This is a genomic window from Bacillus sp. FSL P4-0248, from assembly GCF_038593305.1.
Lineage (GTDB): Bacteria > Bacillota > Bacilli > Bacillales > Bacillaceae > Bacillus > Bacillus safensis.
In genome coordinates this window covers 3462394-3479093 of the sequence record NZ_CP151983.1, presented here as the reverse complement: position 1 = coordinate 3479093, position 16700 = coordinate 3462394, and the positions used below count along the sequence as shown (strand labels likewise).

Genomic DNA, 16700 nt, shown 5'->3' with positions numbered 1-16700 from the left:
GGTATAAATAACTAACCGAATGAAAATCAAGAGTAAAATTTCACCGAGTGAACCATTTCAAATGGACTTTTATTTGTGAAACATTGAACAAATGGTGAATATTTTGTGAAGTGGTGAGCATGAATCGTTCGGCATGTGAAAGTAAGGGAGGATGTAAGGCTGTGAGTGAGCTGTTTTTAGCAAGATTTCAATTTGCTTCAACGACATTATTTCATTTTATTTTTGTTCCTATGTCAATAGGTTTGGTGTTTATCGTCGCATTGATGCAGACCCTTTATGTCGTCAAGAAAAAAGACATCTATAAAAAGATGGCGAAGTTTTGGGGTCACCTGTTCTTACTTAACTTTGCAGTAGGTGTGGTAACAGGGATTCTGCAGGAATTCCAGTTTGGGATGAACTGGTCAGATTATTCAAGGTTTGTCGGTGATGTCTTTGGTGCACCGCTTGCCATTGAAGCACTTTTGGCCTTTTTCCTTGAATCTACATTTATTGGACTTTGGATATTCGGCTGGGATCGTCTGCCGAAGAAGATTCATTTATTGTGCATTTGGCTTGTTTCCCTTGGTACGATCTTTTCGGCATTTTGGATTTTACTCGCTAACTCATTTATGCAGGAGCCAGTTGGATTTGCCATTAAAAATGGCCGTGCAGAAATGAATGATTTTGGCGCTCTTGTGACGAACCCGCAGCTTTGGGTTGAGTTTCCGCACGTTCTATTTGGTGCACTGGCAACAGGAGCTTTCTTTATTGCAGGAGTTAGTGCCTATAAAATGATCAAAAAACAAGAAATCGCCTTTTTCAAAAAGTCATTCCAGATTGCGATGGTCCTCGCTTTAATTTCTGGTTTAGGTGTGGCGTTCTCTGGACATGATCAAGCGAAGCACTTAATGAAATCACAGCCAATGAAGATGGCAGCAAGTGAAGCCCTTTGGAAGGATAGTGGAGATCCAGCAGCTTGGACACTATTTGCCAACATTGACACAAATAAAAAAGAAAACTCTGCGGAGATCAATATTCCGTTTGCTTTAAGTTATTTGGCGTATCAGAAGTTCAGTGGAGATGTTCCAGGCATGCTGACACTTCAAAAAGAATATGAAGCCAAGTTTGGTCCTGGAGACTACATTCCGCCAGTGAAAACAACATTCTGGAGCTTTAGAATCATGGTCGGTGCTGGCATGCTGATGATTTTTGCTAGTATGATTGGCTTATATTTGAGCTTTAGAAAGAAACTAGAAACGAACAAATGGTTTTTACGCTTCATGGTAGGGATGATCGCGTTTCCGTTTATTGCGAACTCAGCCGGCTGGATCATGACTGAAATTGGGCGTCAGCCGTGGACTGTCTTTGGTATGATGACGACAGCTCAATCGATTTCACCGAACGTATCGTATGGCATGCTGTTATTCTCAGTCATTAGCTTTACGGTGATGTATCTGATTCTTGCCATTTTGCTTGCCTACTTATTCATTCGAGAAATTAAAAAAGGTGCACATTCTGAAGAGGATACAGATCAAAAGGATGAAACGGACCTGTCTACAGATCCATTTGATGGAGGCGCATATCATGGTATATCTTAACGAGATTTGGTTTATTCTTGTCGCAGTATTGTTTGTTGGATTTTTCTTCTTAGAAGGATTTGATTTTGGTGTCGGGATGTCCATGCAGCTGCTTGGAAAGGACGCGCACGAGCGCCGCATTTTAATCAATACGATTGGTCCTTTCTGGGATGCGAATGAGGTCTGGCTAATTACAGCTGGCGGCGCTATTTTCGCTGCATTTCCTCACTGGTATGCCACGATGTTCAGCGGATACTATATTCCGTTTGCGGTTCTCCTCTTAGCGCTCATTGGGCGCGGCGTCGCCTTTGAATTCCGAGGGAAGGTTGAGAAAGCCTCTTGGATTAAAGCGTGGGACTGGGTGATCTTCTTTGGCAGTCTGCTTCCGCCGTTTTTGCTCGGTGTGTTATTCACGAGTATTTTACGAGGGATGCCAATTGATCAAGACATGAACATGTACGCTGGATTTACGGACTTTGTGAATCTTTACTCAGTGATCGGCGGGTTAGCTGTGACGGTTCTTTGTCTGCTGCATGGCTTGATTTTCGTCACACTTCGTACAGAGGGTGACTTAAGAGACCGTGCAAGAAAACTAGGCCAGCGTGTCCTGCTCATTGCACTCCCTGTTCTTGTTATATTTGTCGGTGTGTCCATCATTGAAACAGATATTTATACTGTACGCCCGATCATCACCATTCCATTAACTGTGCTGATTGTGGTTTGTTATGTAGCTGCCCTTGTTTTGATGAGAAAAGAACGTGATGGCTGGACATTCTTATTCACAGGCGCAGGCATCATGGTGACGGTGTCCATGCTGTTTACTGCATTGTTCCCGCGCGTCATGATTAGTTCAATCAGTCATTCATTTGATCTCACAATTCAAAACGCTGCATCTGGATCTTATTCACTGACGGTCATGACGATTGTTGCTGTTTCTTTGCTGCCCTTTGTGCTTGGGTATCAAATTTGGAGCTATTACGTCTTCCGTAAACGTGTAAGCGGTAAGGAGCCAATGACCTACTAATGGATAAACGTTTGCTTCAATTAAAAGGAATGAGAGGGCTTCTTGCCCTCTTAGGTATTGTGTCACTCATCCAAGGAGCAAGTATTATTTTCCAAGCACAGTGGCTGGCACATGCCATTACAACGCTGTTTGACGGGAAAAGCCTCTCGCAGGCAACGCCTTATGTCATGCTGTTTCTTGCTGCCTTTGTTGTGCGGCACGGTCTCACCTTGATTCGGGAGAAGGTCATGTTTACCTACTCTTCCCGAATTGGAGCAGACGTCAGAAAGCAGCTGTTAGACCAACTCTTTCGATTAGGGCCTGCCTTCGCAAAGAAAAAAGGGACAGGAAAGCTTGTCACATTAGCAATGGAAGGAATTGCTCAATACCGTCAGTATTTACAGCTGTTTTTGCCGAAAATGGTGAACATGGCAGTGATTCCGGCGGTGGTCCTTATCTATGTGTGGACATTAGATGAAACATCAGCCGTCATTTTAATTGTGACGCTGCCAATTTTAATTATTTTTATGATTTTGCTAGGCCTTGTTGCTCAGCGTAAAGCGGCCAAACAATGGAGATCGTATGAGAAATTATCCAATCATTTTACTGACTCTCTCCGGGGCCTTGAGACGCTGCGTTACTTAGGTATCAGCAAAAAACACTCCCGTCATATTGCGGAGGTGTCAAAGCGATATCGAAAAGCGACCATGAGTACACTGAAGGTCGCCTTTCTGTCATCGTTTGCCCTCGATTTCTTTTCCATGCTATCAATTGCAACCGTCGCTGTTTTTCTTGGCTTACGTTTAATTGAAGGAGAGCTTCTGTTATTGCCGGCTTTGACGGCGCTTATGCTGGCGCCGGAGTATTTTCTGCCGGTACGTGAAGTGGGAAATGATTATCATGCGACGTTAAATGGAAAAGAAGCGAATGAAGCCATGCAGGTCATTTTAGAAGAAAAAGGCTTCCGCGCCCAGGAGACACAATCTGTGCAGCTGAATAAGTGGGATGAACAATCCGTGCTCACCCTGCAGGATGTTTGTGTTCAGCATGATGAACTTGCTCCTTATTCCATTCAGGATGTAGATCTCACTGTCAAAGGGAAGAAAAAAATCGGCATCATTGGTGCCAGTGGTTCAGGGAAATCGACATTAACTGATGTCCTCGGCGGCTTTGTTGAACCGTCTTCGGGTCAAATCACGCTAAACGGCCAGCCGCTTGGTCATTTACAGATGAACGAATGGCAAAAGGAAGTTGTCTATATGCCGCAGCACCCCTATTTATTTCACATGACATTAAGAGAAAACATTCGTTTTTATGAACCAAATGCAACAGAGGAAGAAGTGGAAAGAGCGGTGCATGAAGCTGGCTTATCTCAGCTGGTTACGCAGCTGCCAAACGGACTGGACGAAGTCATTGGAGAACAGGGAAGAGAGTTAAGCGGAGGACAGGCGCAAAGAATTGCGCTTGCTCGAACTGTGCTGGGCCAGCGGTCCATTATGCTGTTAGATGAACCAACGGCGCATCTCGATATTGAAACAGAGTATGAACTGAAGAAAACAATGCTTCCACTGTTTGAACATAAACTTGTGTTCTTAGCGACACACAGACTCCATTGGATGCCGGACATGGATGAAATCATTGTCATGGATCAAGGAACCGTCGCAGAAATGGGGACACATGAATCATTAATGCAAAGAAAAGGCGTGTATTATCAATTGGTACAGGAGCAAATGGGGGCGGTCACACATGGTCAGTAAAGGCTGGTTTATACCTTATATCAAGGAGAATCAAAAGCTGTTTGCCTTGGTTTTATTTTTAGGAGCCATTGCGGTATTCTCTGCTTCTATGCTAATGTACACGTCGGGATTTCTCATTTCAAAGGCTGCGACAAGACCTGAGAATATACTCATGGTCTACGTCCCAATTGTGGCCGTACGTACCTTTGGTATTTCGCGCTCTGCTGCCCGCTACGCAGAAAGGCTGGCAAGCCATCAGCTCATTTTGACAATGATTGAAAAAATGCGTGTACGCCTCTATGACATGGCTGAACGAAGTGCCAAACAGACAAAGCTTGGGACAGGTGAAATGCTTGGTCTCTTGTCAGATGATGTGGAGAGATTGCAGGATGCCTATTTAAAAACCATCTTTCCATCCATCGGTGCACTGCTTTTATATGCCGCATCCATTGGAGCACTTGGCCTTTTCTCATGGCCTTTTGCTGGACTGATGCTGCTTTATATGGCGCTTCTCATATTCGTTTTCCCATACGTCACAGTGCTTGTGAACCGGGCAAGACAAATTCAAATGAAAAAAGGCAGAAATGAACTGTACAGCCATTTAACAGATGCAGTCATGGGCGTTAGTGACTGGCTGTTCAGCGGCAGGCAGAAAGATTTTGTGGATGGATATGAACAAAAAGAAGCGCAGCTGTTAGCGCTTGAAGCAGCGAAACACCGATTTATCCGCGTGCGTCAATTTTTGGCACAGCTCTTGATTGGAGGGGCTGTCGTGCTTGTTGTGTATTGGAGCGGCTCGGTCGTTCAGTCAGGATCCATGTCACACACACTGATTGCAGCCTTTGTACTTGTGCTGTTTCCATTAACAGAAGCCTTTCTTCCGCTGTCAGATGCGGCAGGTGATATTCCCGTCTATCAGCATGCTGTCAGCAGATTACATCATTATGAAAAGCAGTCATATGAAGGAGAAGCTGAGAGCAAGGCAGTGGATCAATCAGCCCTTTCTCACGATGAAGCTGTCTGTTTTGATCAAGTGTCCTTTCGGTATGACACGCATCAATATGTCCTTCAAGACCTGTCCTTTTCTCTGAAGCAAGGGGAATCACTCGCGCTTTTAGGAAAAAGCGGTGCAGGAAAATCGACCATTTTGAAATTGTTAGAAGGGGCAGTTGTTCCAAATCAAGGGACTGTCAGCATTCAAGGAAAACCGGTTCAAAGCATTCAAGAGAAGGTGTCTGCCTATGTATCTGTGCTGAATCAACAGCCATATTTATTCGATACGTCTGTTTTAAACAATATTCGTTTAGGATCTCCAGAGGCAACAGAAGAGCAGGTAAAAGAAGCAGCTAGACAAGTGCAGCTGCATGATGACATCGAGTCTTTGCCAGAAGGTTATCACACAGGTGTTCAGGAGACAGGGGTTCGATTTTCAGGTGGAGAAAGACAGCGTATGGCGTTAGCTCGAATTTTGCTTCAGGACACGCCGGTTGTTGTATTAGATGAACCCACCGTCGGGCTTGATCCACGGAAAGAGCGTGAATTGCTTGAAACCATCTTCCGTGTGTTAAAAGGGAAAACAGTTATTTGGATCACCCATCATCTGACTGGCTGTGAGGCGTGTGACCGCATCATGTTTATTGAAGACGGACGCATTGAGATGCAGGGTCAGCATCAGGAGTTACTAAAAGAAAACAAGCGTTATCAAAAGCTGTATGAAATGGATCGCCCGTTTTCTACAATATAAATGGATGAAATGACAAAAACGTTCGGACAGGAAATCTCTGCCCGAACGTTTTGTGGTTTAAGGGTTTACTTTACCAACACCTGCATTTGATATCACTTCTGATTTCACATTGTTCACGTTAAGCAAAGAGTAGTTATAAGGAGGGTTATACGTACCTGTTGAAGACGTTGGCAGACTGCCTGTGCTGTTAATATACGAGTTGTTGATGACATGCCATGTACCAACTTGACGGCTGTCCCAGCTTCCAATGGCATTTGTGGTGTTTTCAAATACGTTGTGTTCAATTCTCATTTTCGCGCCCATACGTGAGTTAATCGCTGTTGTGAGGATGTTTTTATAATAGTTGTTATAGACATGTCCTTCCCCGAAGCGCATAGACGGTACACGAGAGTTTAGGTTTTCAAAGCGGTTGTTGTGGAACGTAATTTTTCGATTGTAGTTATCGTTATCGGAGCTGCCCATGAGCATTGTTTTCCAGCTGTCATGTACATAGTTCCACGAGAAGGTAATGTAGTCAGAGTCATTTTTTACATCAAATAAACCATCGTAATCATCCTTCCCGGAATTCAATGTGTTGTACAATTCATTATGATCGACCCATATGTTTTTAGAACCGCCTTCGATCCCGATGGCATCCTTGTCACCGATTTTGCTGTGGTGGATTTTCAAGTTGCGGATGATGATGTTATTGGCACGCCATACTTTAATGCCAATTCCATTCAATTCGCCGTTCGTCCCTTTACCGACGATCGAGACATTATTTGTATCTTTCACATCGATTTTATTGGCTGATGTATTAGAAGGGGTAATGGTCCCGTCTACAACAATTTTTAATTTTTCGTTTGTTCCTTTATTTTTGAGGGCAGCCAATAGTTCATTTCCAGTTTTGACTGTGACGGTTTTACCGCCTTCACCGCCTGTTGTGCCGCCATTTAATGTGGAGAAGCCTTGTTGATTAAAGTTGGCCATAATAGAAGGGCTTTCTGGATATTTGGCTGCTGCCTTTGCCTCCCCGTTTGGTGCAAATAATGAAGTGACGAGACCAACAGCTAATACACCGGCTAACATTGGAATTTTTCTTTTCAAACTCAACATCTCCATTCTATTTTATTTTAATGAAAACGTTTCCAAAATAAGCTGTGATTCAACCACTCCTCCTTCCTTCACAAGCATTGCTTCTTTCGGAATGTAGGATGAGCATAGCATGCAAAAAGGTATCATCGGCTAAGGATAGGCGCAGCGTATTCCATGATTTTCTAGGAAGCTAAGCCAATGATTATTTCATTTTCATCTTCATGAGATAAGGACCATTGTCGATAGGTATGAGGATGACATCTTGATTATGGAGAGGAGGCTCTCCGTTTGGTAGAAAATCAAGATGATTATAAACGCATCATTTTGTTAGAGAAGAAGGAATGCCATAATCATTACATAAGAAAAAATTGGATATAAAACGAGAATCATAGAAGGAATGCTAAAAAATAAGGTCTAATTTAAACGATATTGTCATCCGTGTCGTCTTATGAGTAAGAGAAGAAAAGGAAGGAGGGGCGTGCTTGGAGCAGACAGAAGAGACATTATTGATTCAGCGGGCAAAACAGGGAGATGATGCCGCGTTTACAGCCCTTTATCGGCATCATTATTCCTTTCTTTACCGATATATGTTGAAGCTGACCCTTCAACAAGAGCTGGCAGAGGAAATCATGCAAGAAACGATGCTGAAAGCGTATATGAAACTTTCTTCATTTAGAGGAGATGCCTTATTTTCAACCTGGCTTATTTCGATTGCATCTAGGCAATTTTTAGATCACCAGAAGAAAAGAAAACGTGAACAAATGAGAGAAGGAAAAGCGAATCAGGAAGCCATACGCCGCTTTAAATGGGACGTTCAGCAAAAGGGGAACACATGGCATGACATGTGGGATGCTTTAAATGAATTAAAGGCTCAGGAGAGAGCACCGATTATTCTGCACTATTATTATGGATTTACCTACCCAGAAATGGCTTCAATGCTTGGAATGAGAGAAGGCACTGTGAAATCGAGGGTTCATCATGGATTAAAGAAAATTCGAAAGGAGTGGGATTTATGAAGGAAGATCGTTTGACCGAACGTTTAAAAGAAGAGCTCAAGCAGCTAGACGAACAAATTGAAGTGGAAAAGCCAAGTGAGCAGGCTGTCATGATGATGCTGAAACAGGCGAAGGAAAAAGAGAAAAGGCGTTTTAAACAAGAAGTGCTGGCATACGTTTTGATCAGTTTGACCATTCTAGCACTCTTTGCAGCTGCCATTACCCATTTGCCTATCATCTTCATTCTTCTCCAAATAGTGAGCGTCCCCATCTGCTTTGTTGTTGGCTACAAGGAATATCAACATATCAAAGGAGGGTCTTCCGTATGAGTCAGTCGGAAATGATCATCTTATTGTGCGTCTTGCCGTTATTGTTTGCACAGGGCTTTCTTTTATTTATAGATGCAAAGAAAAGAGGGCGTTACAAGTGGTTTTGGGGCATTGTCGGTCTCATTAACTTTCCATCGTCTTCTATTTTATATTGGCTTTGTGTCGTGTTACCTGATCGAAAAAGAGGCGGGAAGCCGCCCCGAAAAGATTGAGTGCATCCGATCAAACTTTTGACCCTTTTTTCAATGGAAAACCAGCTAGAAATTCATCATGATTCATGTATTTGTCAAAGAAAACGGGACGAGAAATATCCGCTCGTTCGTTTCTAGCACATTAGTCATTCCTTGAGCGCTTATTTTAAAAAACAATCGCTGCGGCTGCTTGATCTATCTCAATTCGGCATCATTTTCATCTGTTATCAATATTGATCAGATTTTACAATTGGTGTTAAATTAATCTCAATATGCGTTAGAAAATCTAACAATTAAATGTGTGGAGATATCTACAAGGAGGCAGATGCGACATGTTGACCTTAGATCGAGCAGCACAAACAGCACAAAGCTACATCCACCGTGTGTTAGAAGAGGTGGAAAAACGAAATCCCGGCGAGGAGGAGTTCCAGCAAGCCGTAAAAGAAATTTTGGAATCACTCGTCCCAGTTTTTGCGAAGCATCCAGAGTATGAAAAACAAGGCATTTTAGAACGGCTCATTGAGCCTGAGCGGCTTGTGGTATTTCGAGTGCCATGGGTAGACGATAAGGGCAAAGTACAAGTCAATCGAGGGTTTAGGGTTCAATTCAATAGTGCCATCGGTCCTTATAAAGGAGGCATTCGTTTCCATCCAACCGTCAATGCAAGCATTATCAAGTTTTTAGGGTTTGAACAAATCTTTAAAAACGCACTGACTGGTATGCCGATTGGCGGAGGGAAAGGCGGATCGGATTTTGATCCTAAAGGGAAGTCTGATGGAGAAATCATGCGTTTCGTTCAAAGCTTTATGAGTGAACTCGGCCGATATATTGGACCTGATCAAGATGTGCCAGCAGGTGATATTGGTGTAGGAGCACGCGAAATTGGCTATATGTTCGGACAGTACAAGAAAATGCGCGGTGCTTATGAAGCGGGTGTACTCACGGGGAAAAGCCCTGGATTCGGAGGCAGCTTAGCGAGAAAAGAGGCGACAGGCTACGGACTGGTGTACTTCATGGAGGAAATGCTGAAAGCACATGGGCTCCAATTTGAAGGACGTTCTGTTGTTGTGTCGGGCTCAGGAAATGTGTCTATCTATGCAATGGAAAAGGTAATTGAATTAGGCGGTAAGGTTGTGGCTTGCAGTGATTCAAGCGGAGCGATTTATGATCCTCAAGGGATTTCACTTGAGACGATCAAACAGCTCAAGGAAGTCGAGAATCAGCGGATTGGGGCATACATAGACATTCACCCGCATGCTGAATTAATTGAAGATTGCGAACAAATTTGGTCCGTTCCTTGTGATATTGCGCTGCCATGTGCAACACAAAATGAAATATCAGAGGCGCATGCACAGCAGCTTGTGGCAAATGGTGTCATCGCTGTAGGAGAAGGAGCCAATATGCCATCCACTCTTAAGGCGGTCAAAGTATTTGAAGAGAATCGTATTTTGTTTGCGCCGGCAAAAGCAGCGAATGCTGGCGGTGTAGGTGTATCAGCATTGGAAATGGCACAAAACAGTGCAAGAATATCTTGGACATTTGAAGAAGTAGATGCTCAGCTGAAACAAATGATGCAGTCTATTTATCGTCAGTGTACAGAGACAGCAGACGAATATGGACACTCAGGAAACATCATGGTTGGAGCAAATATTGCAGGATTTCGTAAGGTGGCAGATGCCATGATCGCACAAGGCGTGATTTAACTCCTGCTCTCCCGCACCTGTTTATTTCATGACAAGATGGGGAATCGTCCTTTAAGAATGACAATAAGGAGGCGCGGGAGAAATGAAAAAATGGCTGAAACAAATTGTCAAATGGGCACCTGTGATTTATCCAGTGGTGAGAAAAATATATAAAGAGCGAAAAGCATCTAAACGTCGTAACGTATCAGCCGGATAATCCGGCTTTTTTTTATGCAAACATACAGAGCCTGTGTTGTAAGAAAAAAATAATAGAATCGAATGATCTATTTTCTCCCTCTCTCCGTTAAGTACATAACAAACGGAAAGAGGAGGAAATAAAAGATGAACATGAAGAAAGCAATGTTAACCATTCCACTGAGCGCAGCGTTATTATTCCCAGCGGCTCATATCGCAAGTGCACACGAAGGACATATGCATGGGGAGGCGAAGAAGACGTCTTCGTCACAAGAGGTGTCAAATAAAGCCACAGATCTTCGAGCAGCACTAGATCAGCTGTTTTCAGAGCATGCCTATTTAGCAGTGATCACAATGCAAAAAGGAATTGACGGCAGTAAAGACTTCGATCAAGCAGCGGCGGCTTTAAATGACAACACGAATGACTTATCAGATGCAATTGCCTCTGTGTATGGAAAAAAAGCAGGCAAACAATTCAAGGACATTTGGTCAAGTCATATCGGCTACTTTGTTGACTATGTACAAGCCACAGCGAAAAAAGATAATGCAGGTAAAAAGAAAGCGATGAAGCAGCTTGATCAATATCGAATGAAACAAGCCGATATGCTCGATCAAGCAACAGATGGCAGACTGAAAGCAAGTGAGCTTGAAGAAGGCTTGAAGATGCATGTGAATGAACTGCTAAAAGCGTTTGACAGCTATACTGAAAAGGATTTTGATACGACCTATGAAACGGTTAGAAAATCCATTCATCATATGTTTGAGGTAGGAAAAGGCGTGTCATGGGCCATCACAGATCAATTTCCTGGGAAATTTGATCAAAAGTCAGTGGATACACCAGCAGCGGATCTTCGTGAAGATTTAAACTACTTGTTCTCAGAGCATTTGGCACTCGCGGTAGTTGCCATGCAAAAAGGAAATGATGGCAGTAAGGACTTTAAGCAGGCAGCTGCGGCTTTAAATGAAAACACAAATGATTTATCTGCTGCGATTGCATCTGTTTATGGTAAGGATGCAGGCAAACAATTCAAAAACATTTGGTCAAGCCATATCGGCTATTTAGTTGATTATGTCAAAGCGGATGCATCAGGGAATCAACAAGCAAAAGAAAAGGCTGTCAAAGATTTAGATGCGTATCGAATGAAGCAAGCGAAATTCCTAGATCAAGCGACAGATGGACGTTTAAAGGCAGCTGATTTAGAGGCTGGTTTGAAAACACATATTGATGAGCTGATCAAAACATATACGTCTTACCATAATGGCGAATATGATCAGCTTTATCCGACAGTGAGAGAGGCTTATGGTCATATGTTCATGGTTGGTCAGGATGTCACAGCAGCGATTGTTGATCAGCATCCTGAGCTGTTCAAATCCAATATGCCTAATGAAATGCCGAAAACAGGTATGGGAGGCACAGCCGGTCCTTTAGGCATGTCCTATGAAGCATTTGCGGGTATGATCGCAAGTTTAATTCTAGCAGGCGGTGCATTTTTCCTCATTCGCCGTAAGGCATCAAATTCTAACTCATAAAGACAGATGGGAACGTGCACAATCGTGCCGTTCCTTTCTTCAAAAGGAGGCCGGCTTAGATGAAGAATTGGCTGCTCAGTATTCTTTCGCTTCTCATCATCACAGGCTGTTCATCACCGTCAAAGGATGAATCGTCATCCTCAAAAAACATATCCGCTTCTAAGGAAATGACTACACATCAAGCTGAGAAACAGAACCACTCACACGATACATTAAAAGACGAGCCGTCTGGCATTGTACCAGCTGAAATTGCCATTCCCGCTATTGATGTCAAAGCAAAAGTGGAGAAAACATCTTTATCAAATGATGGCAGTATGGGTGTTCCTCAGGATACAGACAACACCGCTTGGTTTGAAGATGGTCCAAAGCCGGGAGATAAAGGGAATGCCGTCATGAATGGCCATGTAGATAATAAATGGGGGCCATCGGTTTTTTATCGATTAAAGGAGCTAAAAAAGGGAGACAAGGTGGTCGTCACGTCCTCATCAGGAAAAAAGCGAAGCTTTGAAGTCATAAAAGTAAGAAGCTATCCGCGTGAAGAGAAGCCCAATGCGTTTTTTGGATACGCCTTTACACGGAATCTCAATTTAATCACTTGTACAGGGACCTTTGATCATGCAGCAGGTACGCATGAAAAAAGATTGGTTGTCTTTACCGAGCTGATCTCTTCATAAAGAAGGCGGATACACGAAGGTGTACGCCTTTTTTTCGTTGTTTTCGCAAGTATCTTTCAAAAAGATTCATAGGACATTAGATATGGTTAGTTGTATAAATAGGGGCATTTGTCATATAAATGAGTTGGCAATTTTTATTTCTTTTCAGTAGAATATGAGTAATGAAGAGAACTGCAAGCGTATACAACCTGTCCAGACAAGGCAGATTCTCCACCCCTACATAAGGAGGCCGATCTGATGCTGAGTAAAAGACTGGCGCACATCTTAAGTCAGCTCATGGCAGCTGAGACCCCGCTCACCAGCGCTGCACTTTCTGCCAGTTTACAAGTGACAAGCCGCACCATTCGTACAGACATAAAGGAACTGAACGACCGCCTTGCCCCTTACCAAGCGGCCGTAACAGCTGTTAGAGGAGCTGGTTATGAGCTGCTGATCAACGATGAGAATGCCTTTCGCCGTTTTATGAAGGAGGAGGTCGAGCAGGAAGAGCCGCTTGCTGTGCTGCCAGAGGAGCGTGTTCGGTTTATTTTAAAAAGGCTTCTTTTGGCAGAATCCTATGTGAAGCTGGAGGATTTACAGGAGCAGCTGTTTATTAGTAAATCAACGATGAGCAACGATGTGAAATCGGTCAAACGTAAGCTGGAGCCCTTTGATCTGAAGCTGGAAGCGAAGCCGAGCAAAGGCTGCCGAATCAAGGGATCAGAGATGAAAATCCGTTATTGTATGTCAGAATATTTATTCAATGAACGTCGTTCTTATCAAACGATGCTGAACACAGCTGTTACCATTTTGCCAAAGCATGAACTCGAATTGATTCAGAAAACAATGATCAATTATATCAATGAGGAAGGTATGAATCTATCAGACATTTGCATGAATAATTTAATCGTTCATGTCGCCATTGCCTGCAAACGAATTAGACACGGAAACTATGTATCTGTTCTTCCAGAGGAAATCAGCGAAATTCCACGGGCAAAGGAATATAAGGTCGCTAAAAAAATGGTGGAGCGTCTTGAAGGGCTGCTGGATGTCTCATTTCCACAAGAGGAAATTGTCTATATCACCATTCATTTGCTAGGAACAGCCAAAATGGTACAGTCCTTTTCCTCGAACGGTCAAAAACAAATTGTAGATGATGAAACGAGCCGGCTTGTACAGCTCATGCTGAAGGCCATTGATCAAAAACTGCAGCTTGATTTAGCCGGTGATACGGAACTAATGATTGGACTCAGTCTGCACTTAAAGCCTGCCATCAACCGATGTAAATATGGAATGAACTTAAGAAATCCGATGCTTGATGAAATAAAAGCGGGGTATCCCCTTGCTTTTGAAGCGGGGATTATCGCCAGCAGGGTCCTTGAAGAAGAGGAAGGGCTGAGTATTCATGAGAACGAAATCGGATATATGGCGCTTCACTTTGGTGCGGCTTTAGAGCGGAGGAAAATGGAGATCCCGCCGAAGCGGTGTCTTATTGTCTGTGCGTCTGGTGCAGGGAGTGCAAGGCTGCTGCAGGATCGTTTGCGGTCACAATTTGGGTCAAAGCTGACCATTTTAGGAACAGCAGAGCTATATTCGCTGCCGCATGTCTCTTTGCATGCCCTGGATTTGATTATTACAACGATCCCAATTCATATGGATCTACCGGTTCCAGTCATTCAAGTGAACACCATATTGGGAGGCGGTGATTTTTTAAAAATTGAAGAAGCTCTGACGAGTGAAACAAGGGTGACATTGGCCTCTCAATATATGAAAAAGGAATTGGTTTTTACAAAACGAGCTTTTCACACAAAGGAAGAGGTCATCACCTTTTTAACGCAAAAAGTCATCGATTTGGGCTTAGCGCCAGCTGAACTCACACCATCTGTCATGGAAAGAGAAGAGGCTGCCCCAACCTCTTTCGGACATTATACAGCGATTCCGCACCCGATGACGCCGCTGACAGATGAGACGTTTTGGGCGATATGTACATTAGAAAAACCAATCATTTGGGGAGAGAAAAAGGTTCAATTTGTCTGCCTGCTTTGTGTCGAAAAAGAGAATGCCAAAGATTTAAAAGGCATGTACCGCCTGCTGGGGGAGCTTGTGCATAATGTGAAATTCATTCAGCATCTGATTGCCTGTGATACATTTGAAGACATGCTTGATATCATGTATAAAAAGGTTCCTTCGTACAAGAACTAACTGTGTGATATTAACTTTTTCCGCTTCCTAAAGGAAAAAGTATGGGTGTTTATGAAAGCGGTTTCATAATATGATGAAAGTGTAAAGAATAGCTTCACACTTTGAAAAGGGGGCGTTTACACATGAACATCTTATTGGTTTGCGCAGCAGGTATGTCCACAAGCTTACTTGTCACAAAAATGGAGAAAAGCGCACAAGAACAAGGAAAAGAATATCGTATTTGGGCAGTATCAGGAGATTCTGCGAAAAATCATATTGATCAAGCCGATGTGCTTTTATTAGGACCTCAGGTTCGATATTTATTACCACAAATGAAAAAGCTCGGAGAAGAAAAAGGAATCCCAGTAGACGTGATTAATACTGTGCATTATGGCGTTTGTAATGGCGCTGAGGTTTTAAAATCTGCTGAACAGTTAGTGAACGGATAAAGGGGGCGGAGGGGATGAATGGATTCAACCGATTTCTAGAAGAGAAGGTCATGCCGTTTGCAGGGAAGATTGCCGCTCAAAGACATTTACAAGCATTGCGTGACGGAATTGTTTTAACGATGCCTCTCATTATTGTCGGTTCACTGTTTCTCATTTTAGCCAACCTTCCGATTCCAGGATACAGCGATTTTATGGCAAGTATCTTCGGAGCAGAATGGGCCACGAAACTATCCTATCCTGTTAATGCAACCTTTGACATTATGGCACTTGTTGCGACCTTCGGGATTGCTTACAGGCTTGCTGAAAAGTATGCCGTTGATGCGCTATCATCTGGTGCGATCGCTGTTGCGGCTTTCCTTTTGGCTACACCATATCAAGTACCTTTCACACCTGAAGGCTCAACAGAAGCTATCCTAGTAGGCGGGGGAATTCCTGTCACACTGATGGGCAGTAAAGGTTTATTCGTTGCCATGATTATTGCCATGCTTTCAACCGAAATTTACCGCTTCATTGTACAGCGGAACATTGTTATCAAAATGCCTGATGGTGTACCGCCAGCAGTCAGTAAATCGTTTATTGCACTTATTCCAGGTTTTGTGGTCATCACCCTGATCTGGGTCGCTAGACTTGTGATTGAGATGACACCTTTTGAGAGTATTCATAATATCATCACGGTCTTAATTGGCACACCGCTATCGATTCTTGGTGGCAGCTTAGGCGGCAGTATCGTTGCGATGGGTGTGCAAATGCTCCTCTGGGCATGTGGTATTCACGGAGCAACCATTGTCGGCGGCGTCATGGGGCCAATTTGGCTCGGTGCAATGGATGAGAACCGTCTTGCATTCCAAGCAGGAGAAGTACTGCCGAATATTTTCACAGCGCAGTTCTTTGAAATCTTCATCAACGTCGGCGGAAGCGGAGCAACGCTTGCTTTGGTGCTGACCATGATCTTACGTGCCAGAAGTAAACAAATGAAACAGCTTGGCCGCCTTGCCATTGGGCCAGCCATCTTTAACATCAACGAACCAATCATTTTTGGAATGCCGATTGTCATGAACCCAATGCTCCTCATTCCGTTTATCCTTACGCCAATCATGATGATCATCACCACATATATCGGAATGAGCACAGGGCTTGTGGCAAAACCAGCCGGGATCGCTGTCCCATGGACCATGCCGCCAATCATTTCAGGCTATCTCGCCACAGGAGGCAAAATCTCTGGTGCTGTCATGCAGCTGATTAACCTTGCGCTGTCATTTGCTCTATACTACCCATTCTTTAGAATGTGGGATAAGCAGAAATTGAAAGAAGAAAGTGAATTAGAAACAAAAGCATCAACTGATGAAAATGTCGTCAGCATGTAATAGAGGGAACAAGGGGGA

15 protein-coding genes are annotated in these 16700 nt (G+C 43.4%); 14 read left to right on the top strand and 1 reads right to left on the bottom strand.

Annotated features, from left to right (window positions below; genetic code table 11):
* Positions 1-161: 161 nt before the first annotated feature.
* From NST65_RS17930 to cydC, 4 genes are read left to right on the top strand one after another with little or no spacing between them, the layout of a single operon-like run.
* Positions 162-1577: a cytochrome ubiquinol oxidase subunit I gene (locus NST65_RS17930; protein ID WP_041118224.1), complete on the top strand. Its 1416-nt coding sequence runs from the start codon at positions 162-164 to the stop codon at positions 1575-1577.
* The gene (gene cydB, locus NST65_RS17925) at positions 1564-2580 is read left to right on the top strand and encodes a cytochrome d ubiquinol oxidase subunit II (RefSeq protein ID WP_070326179.1); all 1017 of its coding nucleotides are present in this window, start codon (positions 1564-1566) and stop codon (positions 2578-2580) included. Before NST65_RS17930 ends, cydB begins: the two co-directional genes overlap by 14 nt.
* Entirely contained in the window at positions 2580-4316 is a 1737-nt protein-coding gene (gene cydD / locus NST65_RS17920; protein ID WP_342489193.1) for a thiol reductant ABC exporter subunit CydD, read from the top strand. Before cydB ends, cydD begins: the two co-directional genes overlap by 1 nt.
* Positions 4306-6039, top strand: coding sequence for a thiol reductant ABC exporter subunit CydC (cydC, locus tag NST65_RS17915; RefSeq protein ID WP_098677101.1), 1734 nt, complete (start codon positions 4306-4308; stop codon positions 6037-6039). Before cydD ends, cydC begins: the two co-directional genes overlap by 11 nt.
* Before the next feature lie 57 nt (positions 6040-6096).
* Here the strand turns inward: cydC and NST65_RS17910 are convergent, their stop codons facing one another.
* Positions 6097-7134, bottom strand: a complete 1038-nt coding sequence (locus NST65_RS17910) for a pectate lyase (protein WP_034281462.1) — start codon at positions 7132-7134, stop codon at positions 6097-6099.
* A gap of 461 nt (positions 7135-7595) precedes the next feature.
* Here NST65_RS17910 and sigY point away from each other — a divergent pair, with 461 nt between their 5' ends.
* From sigY to celB, 10 genes are all read left to right on the top strand, one after another.
* Positions 7596-8129, top strand: coding sequence for an RNA polymerase sigma factor SigY (sigY, locus tag NST65_RS17905; protein ID WP_034281337.1), 534 nt, complete (start codon positions 7596-7598; stop codon positions 8127-8129).
* Positions 8126-8437: a YxlC family protein gene (locus NST65_RS17900; RefSeq protein WP_081125063.1), complete on the top strand. Its 312-nt coding sequence runs from the start codon at positions 8126-8128 to the stop codon at positions 8435-8437. The genes sigY and NST65_RS17900 overlap by 4 nt, the downstream gene beginning before the upstream one ends.
* Positions 8434-8649: a hypothetical protein gene (locus tag NST65_RS17895; protein ID WP_046312798.1), complete on the top strand. Its 216-nt coding sequence runs from the start codon at positions 8434-8436 to the stop codon at positions 8647-8649. The genes NST65_RS17900 and NST65_RS17895 overlap by 4 nt, the downstream gene beginning before the upstream one ends.
* A 311-nt stretch (positions 8650-8960) precedes the next feature.
* On the top strand, positions 8961-10331 hold the full coding sequence (gdhA, locus tag NST65_RS17890; protein WP_046312800.1) for an NADP-specific glutamate dehydrogenase: 1371 nt from the start codon (positions 8961-8963) through the stop codon (positions 10329-10331).
* An 82-nt stretch (positions 10332-10413) separates the two neighbouring features.
* Positions 10414-10527, top strand: a complete 114-nt coding sequence (locus tag NST65_RS17885) for a hypothetical protein (RefSeq protein ID WP_223250414.1) — start codon at positions 10414-10416, stop codon at positions 10525-10527.
* Between the two features lie 125 nt (positions 10528-10652).
* Positions 10653-12035 (top strand): hypothetical protein, encoded by a 1383-nt coding sequence (locus tag NST65_RS17880; protein ID WP_034281334.1) that lies wholly within the window; start codon positions 10653-10655, stop codon positions 12033-12035.
* A gap of 59 nt (positions 12036-12094) precedes the next feature.
* Positions 12095-12709, top strand: a complete 615-nt coding sequence (locus NST65_RS17875; protein WP_034281333.1) for a class F sortase — start codon at positions 12095-12097, stop codon at positions 12707-12709.
* Positions 12710-12946: 237 nt separating this feature from the next.
* A complete protein-coding gene (locus NST65_RS17870) occupies positions 12947-14890 on the top strand; it encodes a BglG family transcription antiterminator (protein ID WP_034281332.1) in 1944 nt (647 codons plus the stop codon).
* 122 nt (positions 14891-15012) lie between these two features.
* On the top strand, positions 15013-15318 hold the full coding sequence (locus NST65_RS17865; protein ID WP_024423869.1) for a PTS sugar transporter subunit IIB: 306 nt from the start codon (positions 15013-15015) through the stop codon (positions 15316-15318).
* A gap of 14 nt (positions 15319-15332) precedes the next feature.
* Positions 15333-16682, top strand: coding sequence for a PTS cellobiose transporter subunit IIC (celB, locus tag NST65_RS17860; RefSeq protein WP_024423868.1), 1350 nt, complete (start codon positions 15333-15335; stop codon positions 16680-16682).
* The last annotated feature ends 18 nt before the right edge of the window (positions 16683-16700 follow it).